General features: G+C 68.1%; 12 protein-coding genes and 1 tRNA gene. 3 read left to right on the top strand and 10 right to left on the bottom strand.

Annotation, left to right across the window (positions count from 1 at the left end):
- Positions 1 to 17 precede the first annotated feature (17 nt).
- Complete coding sequence (locus tag BI335_RS15080; protein WP_094355415.1) at positions 18 to 269, bottom strand: WhiB family transcriptional regulator; 252 nt, start codon at positions 267 to 269, stop codon at positions 18 to 20.
- Between the two features lie 221 nt (positions 270 to 490).
- On the opposite strand from BI335_RS15080, the gene BI335_RS15075 reads away from it, so the two are divergent.
- The gene (locus BI335_RS15075) at positions 491 to 901 is read left to right on the top strand and encodes a hypothetical protein (protein WP_094355414.1); all 411 of its coding nucleotides are present in this window, start codon (positions 491 to 493) and stop codon (positions 899 to 901) included.
- 23 nt (positions 902 to 924) lie between these two features.
- Here BI335_RS15075 and BI335_RS15070 read toward each other — a convergent pair whose 3' ends face one another.
- The 4 genes from BI335_RS15070 to galK form a co-directional block, all read right to left on the bottom strand.
- Positions 925 to 1,701 (bottom strand): amino acid ABC transporter ATP-binding protein, encoded by a 777-nt coding sequence (locus BI335_RS15070; RefSeq protein ID WP_141212462.1) that lies wholly within the window; start codon positions 1,699 to 1,701, stop codon positions 925 to 927.
- 26 nt (positions 1,702 to 1,727) lie between these two features.
- A complete protein-coding gene (locus tag BI335_RS15065; RefSeq protein WP_094355412.1) occupies positions 1,728 to 2,699 on the bottom strand; it encodes an amino acid ABC transporter permease in 972 nt (323 codons plus the stop codon).
- Positions 2,700 to 2,710: 11 nt separating this feature from the next.
- Complete coding sequence (locus BI335_RS15060) at positions 2,711 to 3,628, bottom strand: ABC transporter substrate-binding protein (protein WP_094355411.1); 918 nt, start codon at positions 3,626 to 3,628, stop codon at positions 2,711 to 2,713.
- Positions 3,629 to 3,689: 61 nt separating this feature from the next.
- Entirely contained in the window at positions 3,690 to 4,838 is a 1,149-nt protein-coding gene (gene galK / locus BI335_RS15055; RefSeq protein WP_229119617.1) for a galactokinase, read from the bottom strand.
- Between the two features lie 31 nt (positions 4,839 to 4,869).
- Here galK and BI335_RS15050 point away from each other — a divergent pair, with 31 nt between their 5' ends.
- Entirely contained in the window at positions 4,870 to 5,412 is a 543-nt protein-coding gene (locus BI335_RS15050; protein WP_094431861.1) for a TetR family transcriptional regulator, read from the top strand.
- A 93-nt stretch (positions 5,413 to 5,505) separates the two neighbouring features.
- Here the strand turns inward: BI335_RS15050 and BI335_RS15045 are convergent, their stop codons facing one another.
- From BI335_RS15045 to BI335_RS15025, 5 genes are all read right to left on the bottom strand, one after another.
- A complete protein-coding gene (locus BI335_RS15045) occupies positions 5,506 to 7,134 on the bottom strand; it encodes a hypothetical protein (RefSeq protein WP_094431859.1) in 1,629 nt (542 codons plus the stop codon).
- A 334-nt stretch (positions 7,135 to 7,468) separates the two neighbouring features.
- The gene (locus BI335_RS15040; protein WP_094355407.1) at positions 7,469 to 7,654 is read right to left on the bottom strand and encodes a DUF6104 family protein; all 186 of its coding nucleotides are present in this window, start codon (positions 7,652 to 7,654) and stop codon (positions 7,469 to 7,471) included.
- 1 nt (position 7,655) lies between these two features.
- Positions 7,656 to 11,576: a multifunctional oxoglutarate decarboxylase/oxoglutarate dehydrogenase thiamine pyrophosphate-binding subunit/dihydrolipoyllysine-residue succinyltransferase subunit gene (locus BI335_RS15035; RefSeq protein WP_229119616.1), complete on the bottom strand. Its 3,921-nt coding sequence runs from the start codon at positions 11,574 to 11,576 to the stop codon at positions 7,656 to 7,658.
- 115 nt (positions 11,577 to 11,691) lie between these two features.
- Positions 11,692 to 13,011, bottom strand: a complete 1,320-nt coding sequence (locus tag BI335_RS15030; RefSeq protein WP_166646691.1) for a DUF2029 domain-containing protein — start codon at positions 13,009 to 13,011, stop codon at positions 11,692 to 11,694.
- A 90-nt stretch (positions 13,012 to 13,101) separates the two neighbouring features.
- A tRNA-Arg gene (locus BI335_RS15025) sits at positions 13,102 to 13,176 on the bottom strand.
- A gap of 64 nt (positions 13,177 to 13,240) precedes the next feature.
- On the opposite strand from BI335_RS15025, the gene lysA reads away from it, so the two are divergent.
- Positions 13,241 to 14,665, top strand: coding sequence for a diaminopimelate decarboxylase (lysA, locus tag BI335_RS15020; protein WP_094431854.1), 1,425 nt, complete (start codon positions 13,241 to 13,243; stop codon positions 14,663 to 14,665).
- Position 14,666: the final 1 nt, after the last annotated feature.

The following is a 14,666-nucleotide window of genomic DNA, read 5'->3' as shown; positions in this document are numbered from 1 at the left end:
GTGTCCGATTCGTGCGCTCACGCGCTGCGGATTCTGGACCGAGCGGCGCGGCGCTTCATCGCGCGACGCTCGTCCTCGGACAGGCCGCCCCACACACCGTGGTCCTGGCCCGCCTCCAGCGCCCACTGCAGGCACTGCTCTCGCACCGTGCACCGCTTGCACACCTGCTTGGCCTCTTCGATCTGCAGCAGCGCGGGTCCGGTGTTTCCGATCGGGAAGAAGAGTTCGGGATCCTCGTCCAGACAGGCTGCCTCATGGCGCCAATCCATGCCTTGGTCCCCTCCTCTCAGGTTTCGGGCCCACGTCTCCGGATCGCGGCGCTGCGGGGGAAGCTGGGGGCCCTGCTCATTGTGACCTGACAAGACTGGCAAGTAAGTCCGATGAAAACAAGATCTTGACAGGTCGGTTTGCTCACACTAATCGGCTCTGACTGCGTGGGTTACCCGGTTCGGCGGTCGATCAGACGGGGGTACGCCGGTAGTCTGGGCCGGTGCCCGAAACACCCGAGACGACCGCCCCCGCCGCGAGCCGGCCGCGCACCCTGATCGTGGCCGCGCTGATCCTGCTGCTGGAGGGGCTGGTCTGTGTGGTCCTCGGCGTGCTGGATGCGTTCAACGTCCGCGGGAACCGGCCCGTGGTCGGGGTCGGCGGGGCGATCATCCTGATCGGCTACGGCCTCGCCCTGGGTGGGTTGCTGGCCGGCGGGCTGCTGCGGATGCGGACCTGGAGCCGGGGGCCGGTGGTGGCCACCCAGCTGATCAACCTGCCGATCGCCTGGTCCTTCTTCGGTGGTGCGACCTGGCCGATCGCGGTGGCGCTGGGTGCCGCCTCGATCGTGGTGATCGGCTGCGTGCTGCATCCGGCCAGTACCCGGGTGCTGGTCCGCGACGCCGCGGACTGAGGCGGACCGGGCCGGCCGCCGGGTCAGGCGTCGTCGGCGTCCACGCCCTGGCGCACCCGGGTCAGAAAATCCCTGGTGCGCTGCTGCTGCGGATCGCCGAGCACCTGCTGCGGCGTACCCGACTCGACCACCTGACCGTCGGCCATGAACACCACCCGGTCGGCGACCTCGCGGGCGAACTCCATCTCGTGGGTGACCACGATCATCGTCATGCCCTGGGCGGCCAGCTGCTTCATCACCGACAGCACCTCGCCCACCAGTTCGGGGTCGAGCGCACTGGTCGGCTCGTCGAAGAGCATCAGCCGCGGTTCCATCGCCAGCGCCCGGGCGATCGCGACCCGCTGCTGCTGGCCGCCGGAGAGCTGGGAGGGATAGTAGTCGGCCCGGTCGGCCAGCCCGACCCGATCGAGCAACTCCGTCGCCCGGGTCCGCGCCTGCTGCCTGCCGATGCCCTTGACGTGGATCGGGGCCTCCATCACGTTGCCGATCGCGGTGAGGTGCGGGAACAGGTTGAACCGCTGGAAGACCATCCCGATCTCGGCGCGCTGCCGGGCGATGTCGCGGACGTGGCGGCGATGCAGCCTGCCGTTCTTCTCGGTGATGCCGATCAGCTCCCCGTCGACCCAGATCCGGCCACCGGTGAGGATCTCCATCTGGTTGATCAACCGCAGGAAGGTGGTCTTGCCCGAACCGCTGGGGCCGAGCAGGCAGACCACCTCACCGGAGTGCACCTCCAGGTCGATGCCCTTGAGCACCTCGTTGTCGCCGAAGAACTTGGTGGCGTTCAGCGCCCGGACCAGCGGCTGCGCGGTGGCGGCGGTGTCGCTCAATGGTCGGCTCCCATCATCAACCGGCGCTGGGTGTCGGCCTCGCCGCCGAAGCCGCGGCCGAAGTGGCGTTCCAGCCAGGCCTGTCCGACCATCAGCACGCTGGTCGCGATCAGATAGTAGAGGGTGGCCGAGATCAGCACGGGGAAGGTCTGATAGGTCCGCGACCCGATCGCTCTGAGCTGGAAGAACAGCTCGGTGGACAACGGGATCGCGAGCAGCAGCGAGGTGTCCTTGAGCATCGCGATGGTCTCGTTGCCGGTGGGCGGCACGATCACCCGCATCGCCTGCGGCAGGATGATCCGCCACATCGCTTTGCCGGGGCTCATCCCGAGGGCCTCGGCGGCCTCGGACTGGCCCTTGTCGACCGAGAGGATGCCGGCGCGCGCGATCTCGGCCATGTACGCCGCCTCGGAGGCCGCCATCCCGATCACCGCACCGGCGAAGCCGGCGAAGATCGCGTTCGCATCGAGGGTGAGGAAGCGCCAGCTGGTGCCCTCGGGCAACCCCAGCCACGAGATGATCTTCCAGTCGAAGGGGACACCGAAGGCGAGGCCCTGCTGGAAGACGATGCCGAGGGCGCCCATGATGGTCAGCAGCACATAGCGGGGGACGGCCCGGAAGAACCAGGTGTAGGCCCAGGAGACCGCTTTGAGGATGGGATTGTCGCTGAGCCGCATCACCGCCAGCACGACCCCGCCGAGCACCCCGAAGAACATGCTGAACACGGTGACCAGCAGGGTGCCCTTGATGAACCCCTCGATGACCGGTTTCTGGTTCATCGCCTCGGCGATGAAGGGCCAGTCGAAGGCCGGGTTGAACAGCACCATGTTGAGGAACATCAGCGCCAGCACCGCGATCACCGCGACCGCCACCCAGCGCCACGGGTGGCGTACCGGGACGGCGTCGATGCGACCGGGGCGCTCGGCGGTGTCGGCTGCCTCGCGGGTATCGGGGACCTGGCTGCTCATCGCGCCCTGCCTCAGGAGGCGGCCGGGTTCACCTGGAAGGAGCTGATCGCGCCGTTCTCGGTGCCCCACTTCTGCAGCGCGCGCTCGTAGCTGCCGTCGGCCTTGGCCTTGGTGAGCGCCTCGGCGATCGCATTGGCGAAGTCGGTCTGGTCCTTCGGCACCACGATGCCGTAGGGGGCGGCGTCGTAGATCTCACCGAGCGGGGCGAGCTTGCCCTGGGACTGCTTGGCGGCGTACGCCACCACCGGCGAGTCGGCGAGCATCGCGTCGGCGCGGCCGGAGACGACGGCGGCGGTGGCCTGGTCCTGGCCGTCGAACTGCAGCACGTTGATCTTGTTCGCGCCGCACTTCTCCTGCCGCACGGGCAGATCGTCCTGGTCCTGGGTGGTACCGGTCTGGACCGCGACGGTCTTGCCGCAGGCGTTCTCCGGGTCGACCTGCTTGGGGTTGCCCTGGGCGGTGGCCCACTGGGTGCCGGCGTTGAAGTAGCTCACCATGTTGACCTGCTCGAGCCGCTTGTCGGTGATGGTGAACGAGGAGATGCCCAGGTCGTACTTCTTGCCCTGGACACCGGTGATGATGGTGTCGAAGCCGGCCGGCTGGTATTCGACGGTGACGCCGAAGCGGGCGGCGACGGTGTTCAGCACGTCGATGTCGGCGCCGATCACGGTCTTGCCGTCGGCGTCCAGGAATTCGTTGGGCGCGTAGGTGGCGTCGGTACCGACGACGATCTTCTTGTCGGCCTTGATCTTCTCCGGGAGTTTGGCGGCCAGCGCCTGGTCGACCTGGACGGGTTCCTGGGTGCCGCCGGCCGGGGTGGCGGCGCCGCCGGCGCCGCTGCCACCGCTGAGCGAGGTGGATCCGCAGGCGGCCATGGTCAGGGTGAGCGTGGCGAGTGCGGCCGTGGTGGCCAGGGAACGAGTGCGCATGGTCAACTCCAGGGGTTGGAACAGGTGGGCAATATTTCCACTACGGCGGGGTCTGGGGAAATCACGATGCCGAATCGTTGTCCAATCGGTGTGCACCGGCGGCCGGTTCGGCGGTGAACCACTCGGGTGCGCCGAAGCCGTTGGTGGCGAATGCGGCGGCGATCTGGCGGGCGATCGGCTCGGCGCTGCCGGTGGGGCAGAGCGCGATGATGCAGCCACCGAATCCGCCGCCGGTCATCCGCGCGCCGAGCGCGCCGGCGCTGCGGGCGGTCTCGACGGCCAGGTCGACGGTGGGCACGGTGATCTCGAAGTCGTCACGCATCGAGGCGTGCGAGGCGTCCAGTGCGGGTGCGATCTCGGCGACCCGGCCGGCGCGCAGCAGATCGGCGACCTCGAGCACCCGGGCGTTCTCGGTGACCACGTGCCGGGCGCGGCGCAGCAGCAGGTCACCGTCGGGCTGGTCGGTGAGGGCGGCGAGGGCGGTGACATCGGTGATGTCGCGCAGGGCGGGTACGCAGAGGGCGGCGGCGGCCTGTTCGCAGGAGCGGCGGCGTTCGGCGTACGCCGAGTCGACCAGGGAGTGTGGGGTGCGGGTGTCCAGGACCAGCAGTTCCAGGTCGGCGGCCGGGAGATCGAGGGGGACCTGTTCGGTGCCCAGGTCGCGGCAGTCCAGCAGCAGGGCGTGGCCGGCGGTGCAGAGCGTGGAGGCGGCCTGGTCCATGAAGCCGGTGGGCGCGCCGACGTAGTCGTTCTCGGCCTGCCGGGCGGTCTGGGCGCGCCGCATCGGGGTCAGGTCCAGTTCGCAGAGGTCGGCGACCGCGGCGACGGTGGCGCAGCAGATGGCGGCGGAGGAGGAGAGGCCGGCGCCGACCGGCAGGTTGGAGTCGAAGGCCAGGTCGAGACCGCGGAGTCGGTGACCCTGCTGCTGGAGGGCCCAGAGCACACCGGCGGGATAGGCGTACCAGCCCGGGAAGGTGTCGGGGACCGGGCCGTCGAGGTCGGCCAGGGTGAGGTGCGCGCCGTCGGCCTCGCTGGTGGAGGCGAAGGTGACCCGGTCGTCGTCGCGGAGCCGGGCGGCGACCCGGATGCCGAGGGGGAGGGCGAAGGGGAGCACGAAGCCGTCGTTGTAGTCGGTGTGCTCACCGATCAGGTTGACCCGCCCGGGGGCGAACCAGTGGCCGTCGGCGGCGGGCAGGTCGAACGTGGGCACAGGCGAAGGTCCTTTCGGTAGGGTCCCCATCATGCCGTTGCGCCGCCGTGATGTCGTCGTCACCGCGCTCGGGATCCTTGATCAGTACGGGTTGGCCGATCTGACGATGCGCCGGATCGCGGGGGCGTTGGACGTGCAGGCGGGCGCGCTCTATCACCATGTGGCGAACAAGCAGTCGCTGCTGGCTGCCCTGGCCGATGAGATCCTCGCCGGGTTGCCGGAGCCGATCGGTACGCCGGGGGAGATCGTCACGGTCTGGGCGGATGCCTTCCGGGCGGCGCTGCTGGCACACCGCGATGGGGCGGAGCTGGTGGCGTCGGTGCTGAGCATGCGGTTGGCGCAGACCTCGCCGGTGGATCATCTGGCGGGATTGCTGGCGGGATCACCGGCCGCTGTGGAGGTGGATGCTCGCGTGGTGGCGGCGACGGTGGTGCACCTGGTCCTCGGCCATGTGATCGACGAGCAGGGTCATGCGCAACTGGTCGAGCTCGGGGTGGTGGCGCCGGATGGCGCGGCTCCGGATCCTGATGCGACGTTCGCGGGCGGGGTACGCCTGTTGGTCACCGGCCTCTGACGTCCCGTCGGCTGAGCGCGCGAGGATCCTTCCATGGTCATCGAGCAGGTCGCGCAGCGACCGTGTCGAGATGCCCCCCGTTCCTGAGCCGGGTCAGAATGGTAGGGGCTCGGCCGATTCGCTGCCACGGTGGGGAATCAGGGCAGGCTGGTGCTCCGGGTGAACCGGCTTCTTCGCCTTCTTCTGTTTCGCCGCCTCGGCTTGTTCGCGGGCAGCTTGGCGTAGGTCGCGGAGGCGTTGGGCTTTGCGGGCGCGGCGGAGTCGCTCGCGTTCGCGAGCTTCGTCGGCTGCTTGTTCGGCTTCGGCCTGTTCCTTCTCCAACTGGGTCTGCCCGTTGCCGAGGGTGTCCCGAAGTAGCTTTTCGGTCCGGGACAGCGAAGCCGCGGGGTCGTTGATCAGATGATCGGGTGGTGGATGGTCCCAGGTCCCGTGGTGGCTGACCCAGGCCTCCTGCCCTGCGGGAGTTCGCCAGTGGAACACACCGGGTGAGGGTTGCTCGAGAATGAACCCGGCATGGGTTCTGGCGCGGTGGGCTGGCCGGTTCAACGGCCCCAGATTGCTGGAGCTGGTCGGTCCCTCCGGTGCGGGGATGGTGTGGTCCAGGTCGATCCCGCGGCCGAAGGCGGAGCGGTTGGAGCGGGGGAACATCACATATCGGTCCCGCAGCTTCACCCGCTGCGCCAACTCGTCGCTCGGTCGGTAGGTGTTCACCATCACCGGCGCGGCCAGGTCGATCACCGGCCGCACCCGAACGGTGCCAGCGCACTGGGCGAGCAGCTCCTTCAAGTGCTGCAGGGTGACCGGCCCGAGCGCGTCGCCTTCACCACCGCGGCGGTTGGCGAGGTCCTTCTGGTGGACGTGCAGGATCAGCTCCGCACCGTGCCGACACCGCTCCGAGGTGGGCGTGACGATCTCACCATGCTTGTTGACCACATCACCGGTAGGGGTGACGGTGGCGCCGTCGAACAGTGAGGGTTGCAAGAGTTGCCGGGCCCGCTCGGGATGCGCCAGATGGCCCAACGCTTCGGCACGCAACTCATCACGACTGGCCGTGGAGCCACCGGCCTTCAACACATCCGCGAGGCGGTCGAGGGTGCCGTTCAACTGGGCGGCGTCACCGGCGTCCAGGTTGGCGTAGAGGTCGGTGATCCCCGGGGTGTTCCGGCTGGGGGTGAACTCGACGCGGCGCTGCTTCTTGGCGGCCTGGCGTTCGGCTTCTTTGTCGTCGTTGAGCATCAGTGCGACCTGGGCTTCGGTCGTCGCGACCGCTCGCTTGGGCGTGAGGTTGATCAGCCGGAGTGACCAGAGGGAGTCGAACTCGCGGGCCTGGGTGAAGTTCAGCTGCAAGGCGGCGCGGGAGACATCGCGGGCGACCCAGACGGGGATGTCGCAGTCCAGGGTGGCCTGCCACAGGATCGGATGCCGATGGCGCAGATTCAATACGTCCGCGGTCCAGACCTGCGCGGTCTCCGGTGAGCAGCCCAGCGACATCGCGAGTTCGAGGTGGAAGAACTCGGTGATCCCGGGCGTACCGTCCGCGCCGGGGAAGACGAGTTGTTCACCGTGGAGCACGCGGGCGGTCAACTCGTCGGTGTGGGTGTTGAGGCCGGAGTAGGTGTCGCAGGCGGCGGCGATCGCGACCAGGCGGCGGGCTTCGGCCTGGGCGATCTGGTCGCTTTCGGCGCGGATCGCGGCGAAGACCTGGGCTCGTTCGGTGGTCATCTTTGGTCACCTCCTCTCATCTGCTGCATCCAACAATAGTCACTGTGTTCGATTCAGTCAAGAGGGTTTGGAGAAGTTCTTGGGCGAATCTGTGGGCTTGGCTTCGACTCCCTCGTTCCTCGGTCGCTCAACCGGCGCACGGGTTCATCTCGACACGGTCGCTGCGCGACCTACTCGATGAACGGGGGAGGGCTCGCTGCGCGACCTACTCGATGAACGGGGGAGGGCTCGCTGCGCGACCTGCTCGATGAACGGGGGGAAGTGGTGCGGAAGCCAGCGATCCCGCGCACCGAGGGGTGCGCGGGATCGCTGTGTCGGCAGGAAATGCGACCGATCAGTCCAGGTCGTCGTCCTCGTCGTCGAGGCGGGCCAGCCAGGTGGCCAGCCGCTCGATCGGCGTCTCGAACTCCGGGTTCAGGTCGACGAAGGCACGCAACTGCTCGGCCACCCAGTCGAGGCTGACCTCCTCCTCACCGCGGCGTCGCTGCAGCTCCTCGATGCCGCGATCGGTGAAGTACAACCTACTTCTCCGTGGCCGGGGCCAGTGCCCGCTTGACCAGCTCCGCCTGCTCGGCCTGGTGCACCTTGGCCGAGCCGACGGACGGGGCCGAGGACGCGGGTCGGGTGATCGGGGTCATCTTCAACTCATACCCCGACGGCATGTTCTCATCGAGCGCGGCCGGCAGGTTGTAGGCCATGAACGGCCAGGCGCCCTGGTTCTCCGGCTCGTCCTGCACCCAGCGGATGTCGGTGACGTGCTCGTAACCCTTGATCGCCTCGGCCAACTCGGCACCCGGCAGGGGGTAGAGCCGCTCGAACGCGATGATCGCGACCTCGCCCTCCTGCTTGTTCTTCTCCCGGGCGGTGACCAGATCCCAGCGAACCTTGCCGGAGCAGAAGATCAGCGTCTTCACCTTCGACTTGTCGGTGATCGTCGGGTCGTCCAGGATCGGCTTCCAGGACCCGTCGGTGAAGTCCTCCGGCTGCGACACCGCGCGCTTGTTGCGCAGCATCGACTTCGGCGTGGCGACCACCAGCGGCCGGTGCCAGTGCACCTGCGCGTGGGTACGCAGCAGGTGGAAGTAGCTGGCCGGCGTGGACGGCTGGGCCACCGCCATCGCGTCCTCGGCGCACAGCTGCAGCCAGCGTTCGAGCCGGGCCGAGGAGTGGTCCGGGCCCTGGCCCTCGTAACCGTGCGGCAGCAGCATCACGATGCCGGACTTCTGGGTCCACTTCGCCTGACCGGCGGAGATGAACTCATCGGTGATGATCTGCGCACCGTTGGCGAAGTCACCGAACTGGGCCTCCCAGGCGACCAGCGCCTCGGGGCGGGCCACCGAGTAGCCGTATTCGAAGCCGAGCACCGCGTACTCGCTGAGCAGGCTGTCGAAGACCTGGAACTTCTCCTGGCCCTTCTGCATGTTCCGCAGCGGCACCCACGGCTCGCCGGTGACCCGGTCGATGATGGCCGCGAACCGCTGGGAGAACGTGCCACGGCGGGAATCCTGGCCGGTGAGGCGTACCGGATGCCCCTCCAGCAGCAGCGAACCGAAGGCCAGGATCTCGGCGGTCGCCCAGTCGATCGGACCGTTCACGATCGCCTTGGCCCGACGCTCCAACTGCGGCAGTACCTTCGGGTGGCCGACGAAGCCGTCCGGGGTGTTCACGTGCGCGTCGGAGATCACCGCCAGCATGTCGGCGTCGATCGAGCTGTGCGGCTCGGACCGACCCGGCTTGGCCGGGTACCGCGGCACCCGCGCGTAGTCGTCGCCGTCGGTGTCGCCGTCCTCGCGAACCTCGTTGAAGACCTCTTCCAGTCGGTGCTGGAAGCGGCTCATCGCCGCCTCGGCGTCCTCGGTGGAGATGTCGCCACGACCGATCAGGGCCTCGGTGTAGAGCTTGCGGGTGGACCGCTTGCGCTCGATCAGGTCATACATCAACGGGTTGGTGAAGCTCGGGTCGTCACCCTCGTTGTGACCGCGACGACGGTAGGAGACGACGTCGATCACCACGTCCTTGTTGAACGCCTGCCGGAAGTCGAATGCCAACCGACCCACCCAGGCGACCGCCTCGGGATCATCGCCGTTGACGTGGAAGACCGGGGCGCCGACCGCCTTGGCCACGTCGGTCGAGTAGACCGAGGACCGCGACTGGTCGGGGGCGGTGGTGAAGCCGATCTGGTTGTTCACCACGACATGAATGGTGCCACCGGTCCGGTAGCCGCGCAGCTGCGACATCTGCATGGTCTCGAAGACCACGCCCTGACCGGCGAAGGCCGCATCGCCGTGCATCAGCAGCGGCAGCACCGGGAATTCCGTGCCCTTGTTGAGAATGTCCTGCTTGGCGCGGACGACACCCTCGAGCACCGGATTGACCGCCTCCAGGTGCGACGGGTTCGCCGCGACCGAGGTGAGCACGGTGTTGCCCGACATCGACTTGAACTCGCCCTCGGCGCCCAGGTGGTACTTCACATCACCCGAGCCCTCCGAGGAACGCGGGTCGAGGTTGCCCTCGAACTCGCGGAAGATCTGCGCATAGGACTTGCCGACCACGTTCGCCAGCACGTTCAGCCGGCCGCGGTGCGGCATGCCGATGCAGACCTCGTCGAGCCCGGCATCGGCCGCCGCCTCGCAGATCTCGTCCAGCAGCACGATCGCGGATTCCGCACCCTCCAAGGAGAAACGCTTCTGTCCGACGAACTTGGTCTGCAGGAAGGTCTCGAAGATCTCGGCCTCGTTGAGCTTGTCGAGGATCCGCAGCTGCTCCTCACGCGGCGGCTTCTCCGAACGGTGCTCCACCCGGTCCTGGATCCAGCGGCGCTGCTTCGGATCGGGGATGTACATGTATTCGATGCCGACCTGGCGGCAGTAGGAGTCCCGCAGCACACCGAGGATGTCGCGCAGCTGCATGAACTGCTTGCTCTCGTCGCCGAAGGAACCGGTCGCGAACGGCCGGTCCAGATCCCACAGGGTCAGCCCGTGGGTCTCGATCTCCAGATCCGGGTGCGAGCGCTGGACGTATTCCAGCGGATCCACATCCGCCATGAAGTGACCGGAGGTGCGGTAGGCGTTGATCAGCTCGAAGACCCGGGCCTGCTTGCCGACCTGGGCCTCGTGGCTGACCGAGGCGTCGACGGCCCAGCGGATCGGGGAGTAGGGGATCCGCAGCGCCCGGAAGATGTCGTCGTAGAAGCCGTCCGCGCCGAGCAGCAGCTCGTTCAGCTTCTTCAGGTATTCACCCGACTGCGCCCCCTGGATCACCCGGTGGTCGTAGGTCGAGGTGAAGGTCATCATCTTGGAGATGCCGAGCTCGTTCAGCCGCTCCCGATCGGTGCCCGCGAACTCCGGCGGGTAGTCGATCGCACCGATGCCGATGATGCAGCCCTGGCCGATCATCAACCGCGGGATCGAGTGCTGGGTGCCGATGCCACCGGGGTTGGTCAGGGTGATCGTGGTGCCCTGGAAGTCGGTCACGGCGAGCTTGTTGTCGCGGGCCTTGCGGACCACGTCCTCGTACGCCGCCCAGAACTGGGCGAAGTCCAGATCGTCGGCGCCCTTGATGTTGGGGACCAGCAGCTGCCGGGTGCCGTCGGACTTCGGCACGTCGATCGCCAGGCCGAAGTTGACCTCCTGCGGCTCGACCAGGGTCGGCTTGCCGTCGGTCAGGTCGAAAGAGTTGTTCATCGCCGGCACGGCCTTGAGGGCCTGCACCATCGCGTACCCGATGATGTGGGTGAACGACACCTTGCCACCGCGGGCGCGGCGGAGATGGTTGTTGATCACGGTGCGCTGGTCGATGATCAGCTTCATCGGGACCGCGCGGACGCTGGTGGCGACCGGGATGCTCAGCGAGGCATCCATGTTCTTGGCGGTACGCCCGGGGGCGCCCTTCATCACGGTGCGCTTCGGCTCCGCCTTCGTCTCCGCGGTGCGGACCGTCGGGTTCGGCGGATCGGCCGGCAGGCCGCCGGGGTTGCCGGGCTTGGCCGGGCGCATCTCGCGGACGATGTTCGGGGCCTCGACCGAGGCACGCGGCGCGCTGGTCGCCTTCTCGCCGGTCTTCTTGTCGCCGGCCTTCTTGTCATCGACGTTCTTGGTGACCGGCTTCTTGTCGGTCTTCTTCGCGTCGGTCTTCTTCGGATCGGCCTTCGCCGGCTCCGACTTCCCGGAGTCGGACTTCTTCGTCTCCGACTTCTTGGCATCCGAGCTCCTGGCCTCGGACTTCTTCGTCTCGGGGGCACTGGTCGGCGGTGCGGAAGAGGCGGTGGTCTGCTGCTTGGTGGCCGTGGCGGTCTGAGCACCCCCTTCACCCTGCTTGGCGAAATAGTCCCGCCAGCTGGGATCCACGGATCCCGGATCCTGACGGTACTGGTCGTACATCTCTTCGAGGAGCCAGTCGTTGGCGCCGAAGTCGGACTGCTCTTGGTCGGGCGCGGGGGCCACAATCGCCTTCTTCCGGTGGTGTCGCTATGTGACGTGTTCGGGCTCAGTGCCTTCTCACGATGCTACCCAAATATTGATACCAGCCCGCAACTGGTCCGTCGGCGTGCCATCGGGCTCATTCCGCGGCGGTACGCCGTTCGCGGGCCAGGGCCTGCGGCGTACGCCAGACCGACCAGATCAGGTCGAGGGTGAACAGCACCAGCAATCCGTTCCGAACGACCAGCGCGGTGGTGGCCAGCGGGGTCCAGGGATCGTCGACGTGGAGGTCGTTGATCGCGTCGTAGAGGGTCGGGAAGACCAGCTGGGAGGCGAAGGCGATCACCAGCAGTGCGACCACCCAGCGGGTGGCCATGCTCCGGAACGGGTCCGGTTCGGCGCGGCGGCCGCGGCCGAGCCCGGTCCAGCTGACCAGCGCGGCCAGCGGGCCACCGAGCCAGGGGATGTACTGCGGGCTGAGGGTCTTGTTGGTGATGATGATGATCGCGATCACCGCCAGCATCGCGATCGCCAGGCCCCGGGAGTCGACGTGCTGCCCCGAGGTGCCCGCGGCGAAGAAGCTGCGGATCAGGATCGCCAGCACCACCAGGCCGCCGAGCACGGTGGCCACATTGCTCAGCAGCAGCAGCTTGCCGACACCCTGACCGAAGATCTCGAAGGCCTGGTAGGAGGAGATCCGGATCTCCCAGCGGTCGGGTTCGAAGGCGTGGAACAACATCAGCGGGGTCGCCCACACCGACTCGATCTGCAGACCCCGGTCGCCCTGCCAGACCAGCGGCGAGATCAGCCGCGGCCAACCGCCGGCGGCCAGGCTGATCAGCGCCAGCCCGCCGCCGGTGATCAGGAAGCCGACCAGTGCCTTGCCGCGGTTGCGGCCGTTCACCAGCAGCGGGATCAGGGCCGCCGGCCAGAGTTTGATCGCCGCACCGATGCCGAGCAGGGCCCCGCTGGTGCGGGGATGCCGGACCGCCAGCACCGCGGCCGCACCGACCAGCACCGCGGGCACCAGGTCGAATCGGTTCCAGACCAGCGGCCCGACCAGCAGCAGGAAGACCGACCAGAAGGCGATCGCCCAGCCGCGGAACCGGCCGCCGAAGCGCCACAGCACCCAGCAGAAGGCGAGATCTAGGATCAGGATGCCGATCACGAACCAGGCGGCGTACGCCGGCCGCGAACCACCACCGAGGAGCTGCGGCAGATCCAGCAGCCAGACGACCGGGGTGGGGTACTCCCGCAGGGTGGTCGCCAACCCGGTCTCGCCGAGGTGGAAGGTCTTCTCCCAGTAGTAGTTGAGATCGCCGTACTCCAGCGCGCGGACGAAGTACCAGACCGCGAAGAGAGCGAGCCGGGAGAGGACCAGCACGGTGAGGACGACGGCGCCGGGAAGGTCACCTGACGATCTGGTGGCGGACGAGGTCCGCTCCGAGGTCTGGGTCACCTGTATTTCCTCCGGGTGATCGAGCCGAGCGTGCCTGCAGCCTACTGGCTGATCACCCGGGCCGGCCCGCTCACGGGCCGGGAGAGAAACTGGCGCCCCCGCTAGGATTCGAACCTAGGCTCCCGCCTCCGGAGGGCGGTGCTCTATCCCCTGAGCTACGGGGGCGTGACCCGTTTCAGGGCCGACGAAGACTATAGCGGATTCGTCCGGATCTGGCACAGTTTCGTCCATGACCCACATGCATGTCGCCGGATCGATCCATGCCGACACCCTGACTCCGGCGCCGAAGTGGTTGCAGGTACCCGCCGATGTGAATGCCCTGGAGGCCAAGCTCTGGTCCCGCACGGTGACCCGCGGTGCGGACGGCGTGCTGCAGGTCGGGGGAGTGCCGGTGACCGAGATCGCCGAGCGCTACGGCACCCCGGCGTACGTGATCGACGAACTCGACTTCCGCGAACGCGCCCGGGCGTACGCCGAGGCCTTCGCCGGCTGGGACGTCTACTACGCCGGCAAATCCCTGCTGGCCGCCGGTCTGGTCCGCTGGGTCGCCGAGGAGGGGCTGTGCCTGGACGTCTGCTCCGGCAACGAGCTCGTCGTCGCGCTGGCCGGTGGGATGGACCCGGCGAAGATCGGCCTGCACGGCAACAACAAATCACGCGCCGAACTGGAGCTGGCCGTCGAGCACGGGGTGGGCCGGATCATCGTCGACTCGCTCAGCGAGATCGACCGGCTGGCCGAGATCTGCGCCGAGCACCAGACCCGCGCCAAGGTGCTGGTCCGGGTCACCGCCGGGGTCGAGGCGCACACCCACGAATACATCGCCACCGCCCACGAGGACCAGAAATTCGGTCTCTCGATCGTCGGCGGGCAGGCGCTGGAGGCGTTGCGGCGCTGCGCGGACAATCCGCATCTCGACCTGCGCGGCATCCACTCCCACATCGGATCGCAGATCTTCGAGACCGCCGGCTTCGAGGTGGCGATCCGGCGCACCCTCGAGCTGCAGAAGCAGCTCGCCGACGAGACCGGGGTGGTGCTGCCCGAGCTCGATCTGGGTGGTGGCTTCGGCATCGCCTACATCTCCGCGGACACCCCGCGCTCCCCGGACTATCTGGCCGGTGCGCTGCAATCCTTGGTGGCAAGGGAATGCCGCGGTCTGGAGATCGAGGTGCCGCACCTGTCGATCGAGCCCGGCCGGGCGATCAGCGGCCCGCCCGGGATGGCGCTCTACACCGTCGGCACGGTGAAGATGGTCGAGGTCTCCGAGGGTGCCTGGCGCTGCTACGTCTCGGTCGACGGCGGGATGAGCGACAACATCCGGCCCGCGCTCTACGGTTCGGAATACTCCGCCACGGTGGCCGATCGGCGATCCGAGGCCGGCCCGGTGCTCTGCCGGGTGGTCGGCAAGCACTGCGAGTCCGGCGACATCCTGGTACGCGATGAGTTCCTGCCCGCCGACATCGCCCCCGGCGACCTGATCGCGGTCCCCGCCGCCGGGGCGTACAGCCGCTCGATGGCCAGCAACTACAACCATGCCCTGCGCCCGCCGGTGCTCTCGGTGCGCGAGGGCGAGGTGGGCACGCTGATCCGGCGCGAGTCGCTCGCTGATCTGCTCTCCCTCGACCCCGGCGTCGACGCCGCCGAGTGGACGCGATGAG

Source organism: Enemella evansiae (assembly GCF_002250705.1).
Classification (GTDB): Bacteria; Actinomycetota; Actinomycetes; order Propionibacteriales; family Propionibacteriaceae; genus Enemella; species Enemella evansiae.
This window is presented reverse-complemented; position numbering and strand designations above follow the sequence as displayed.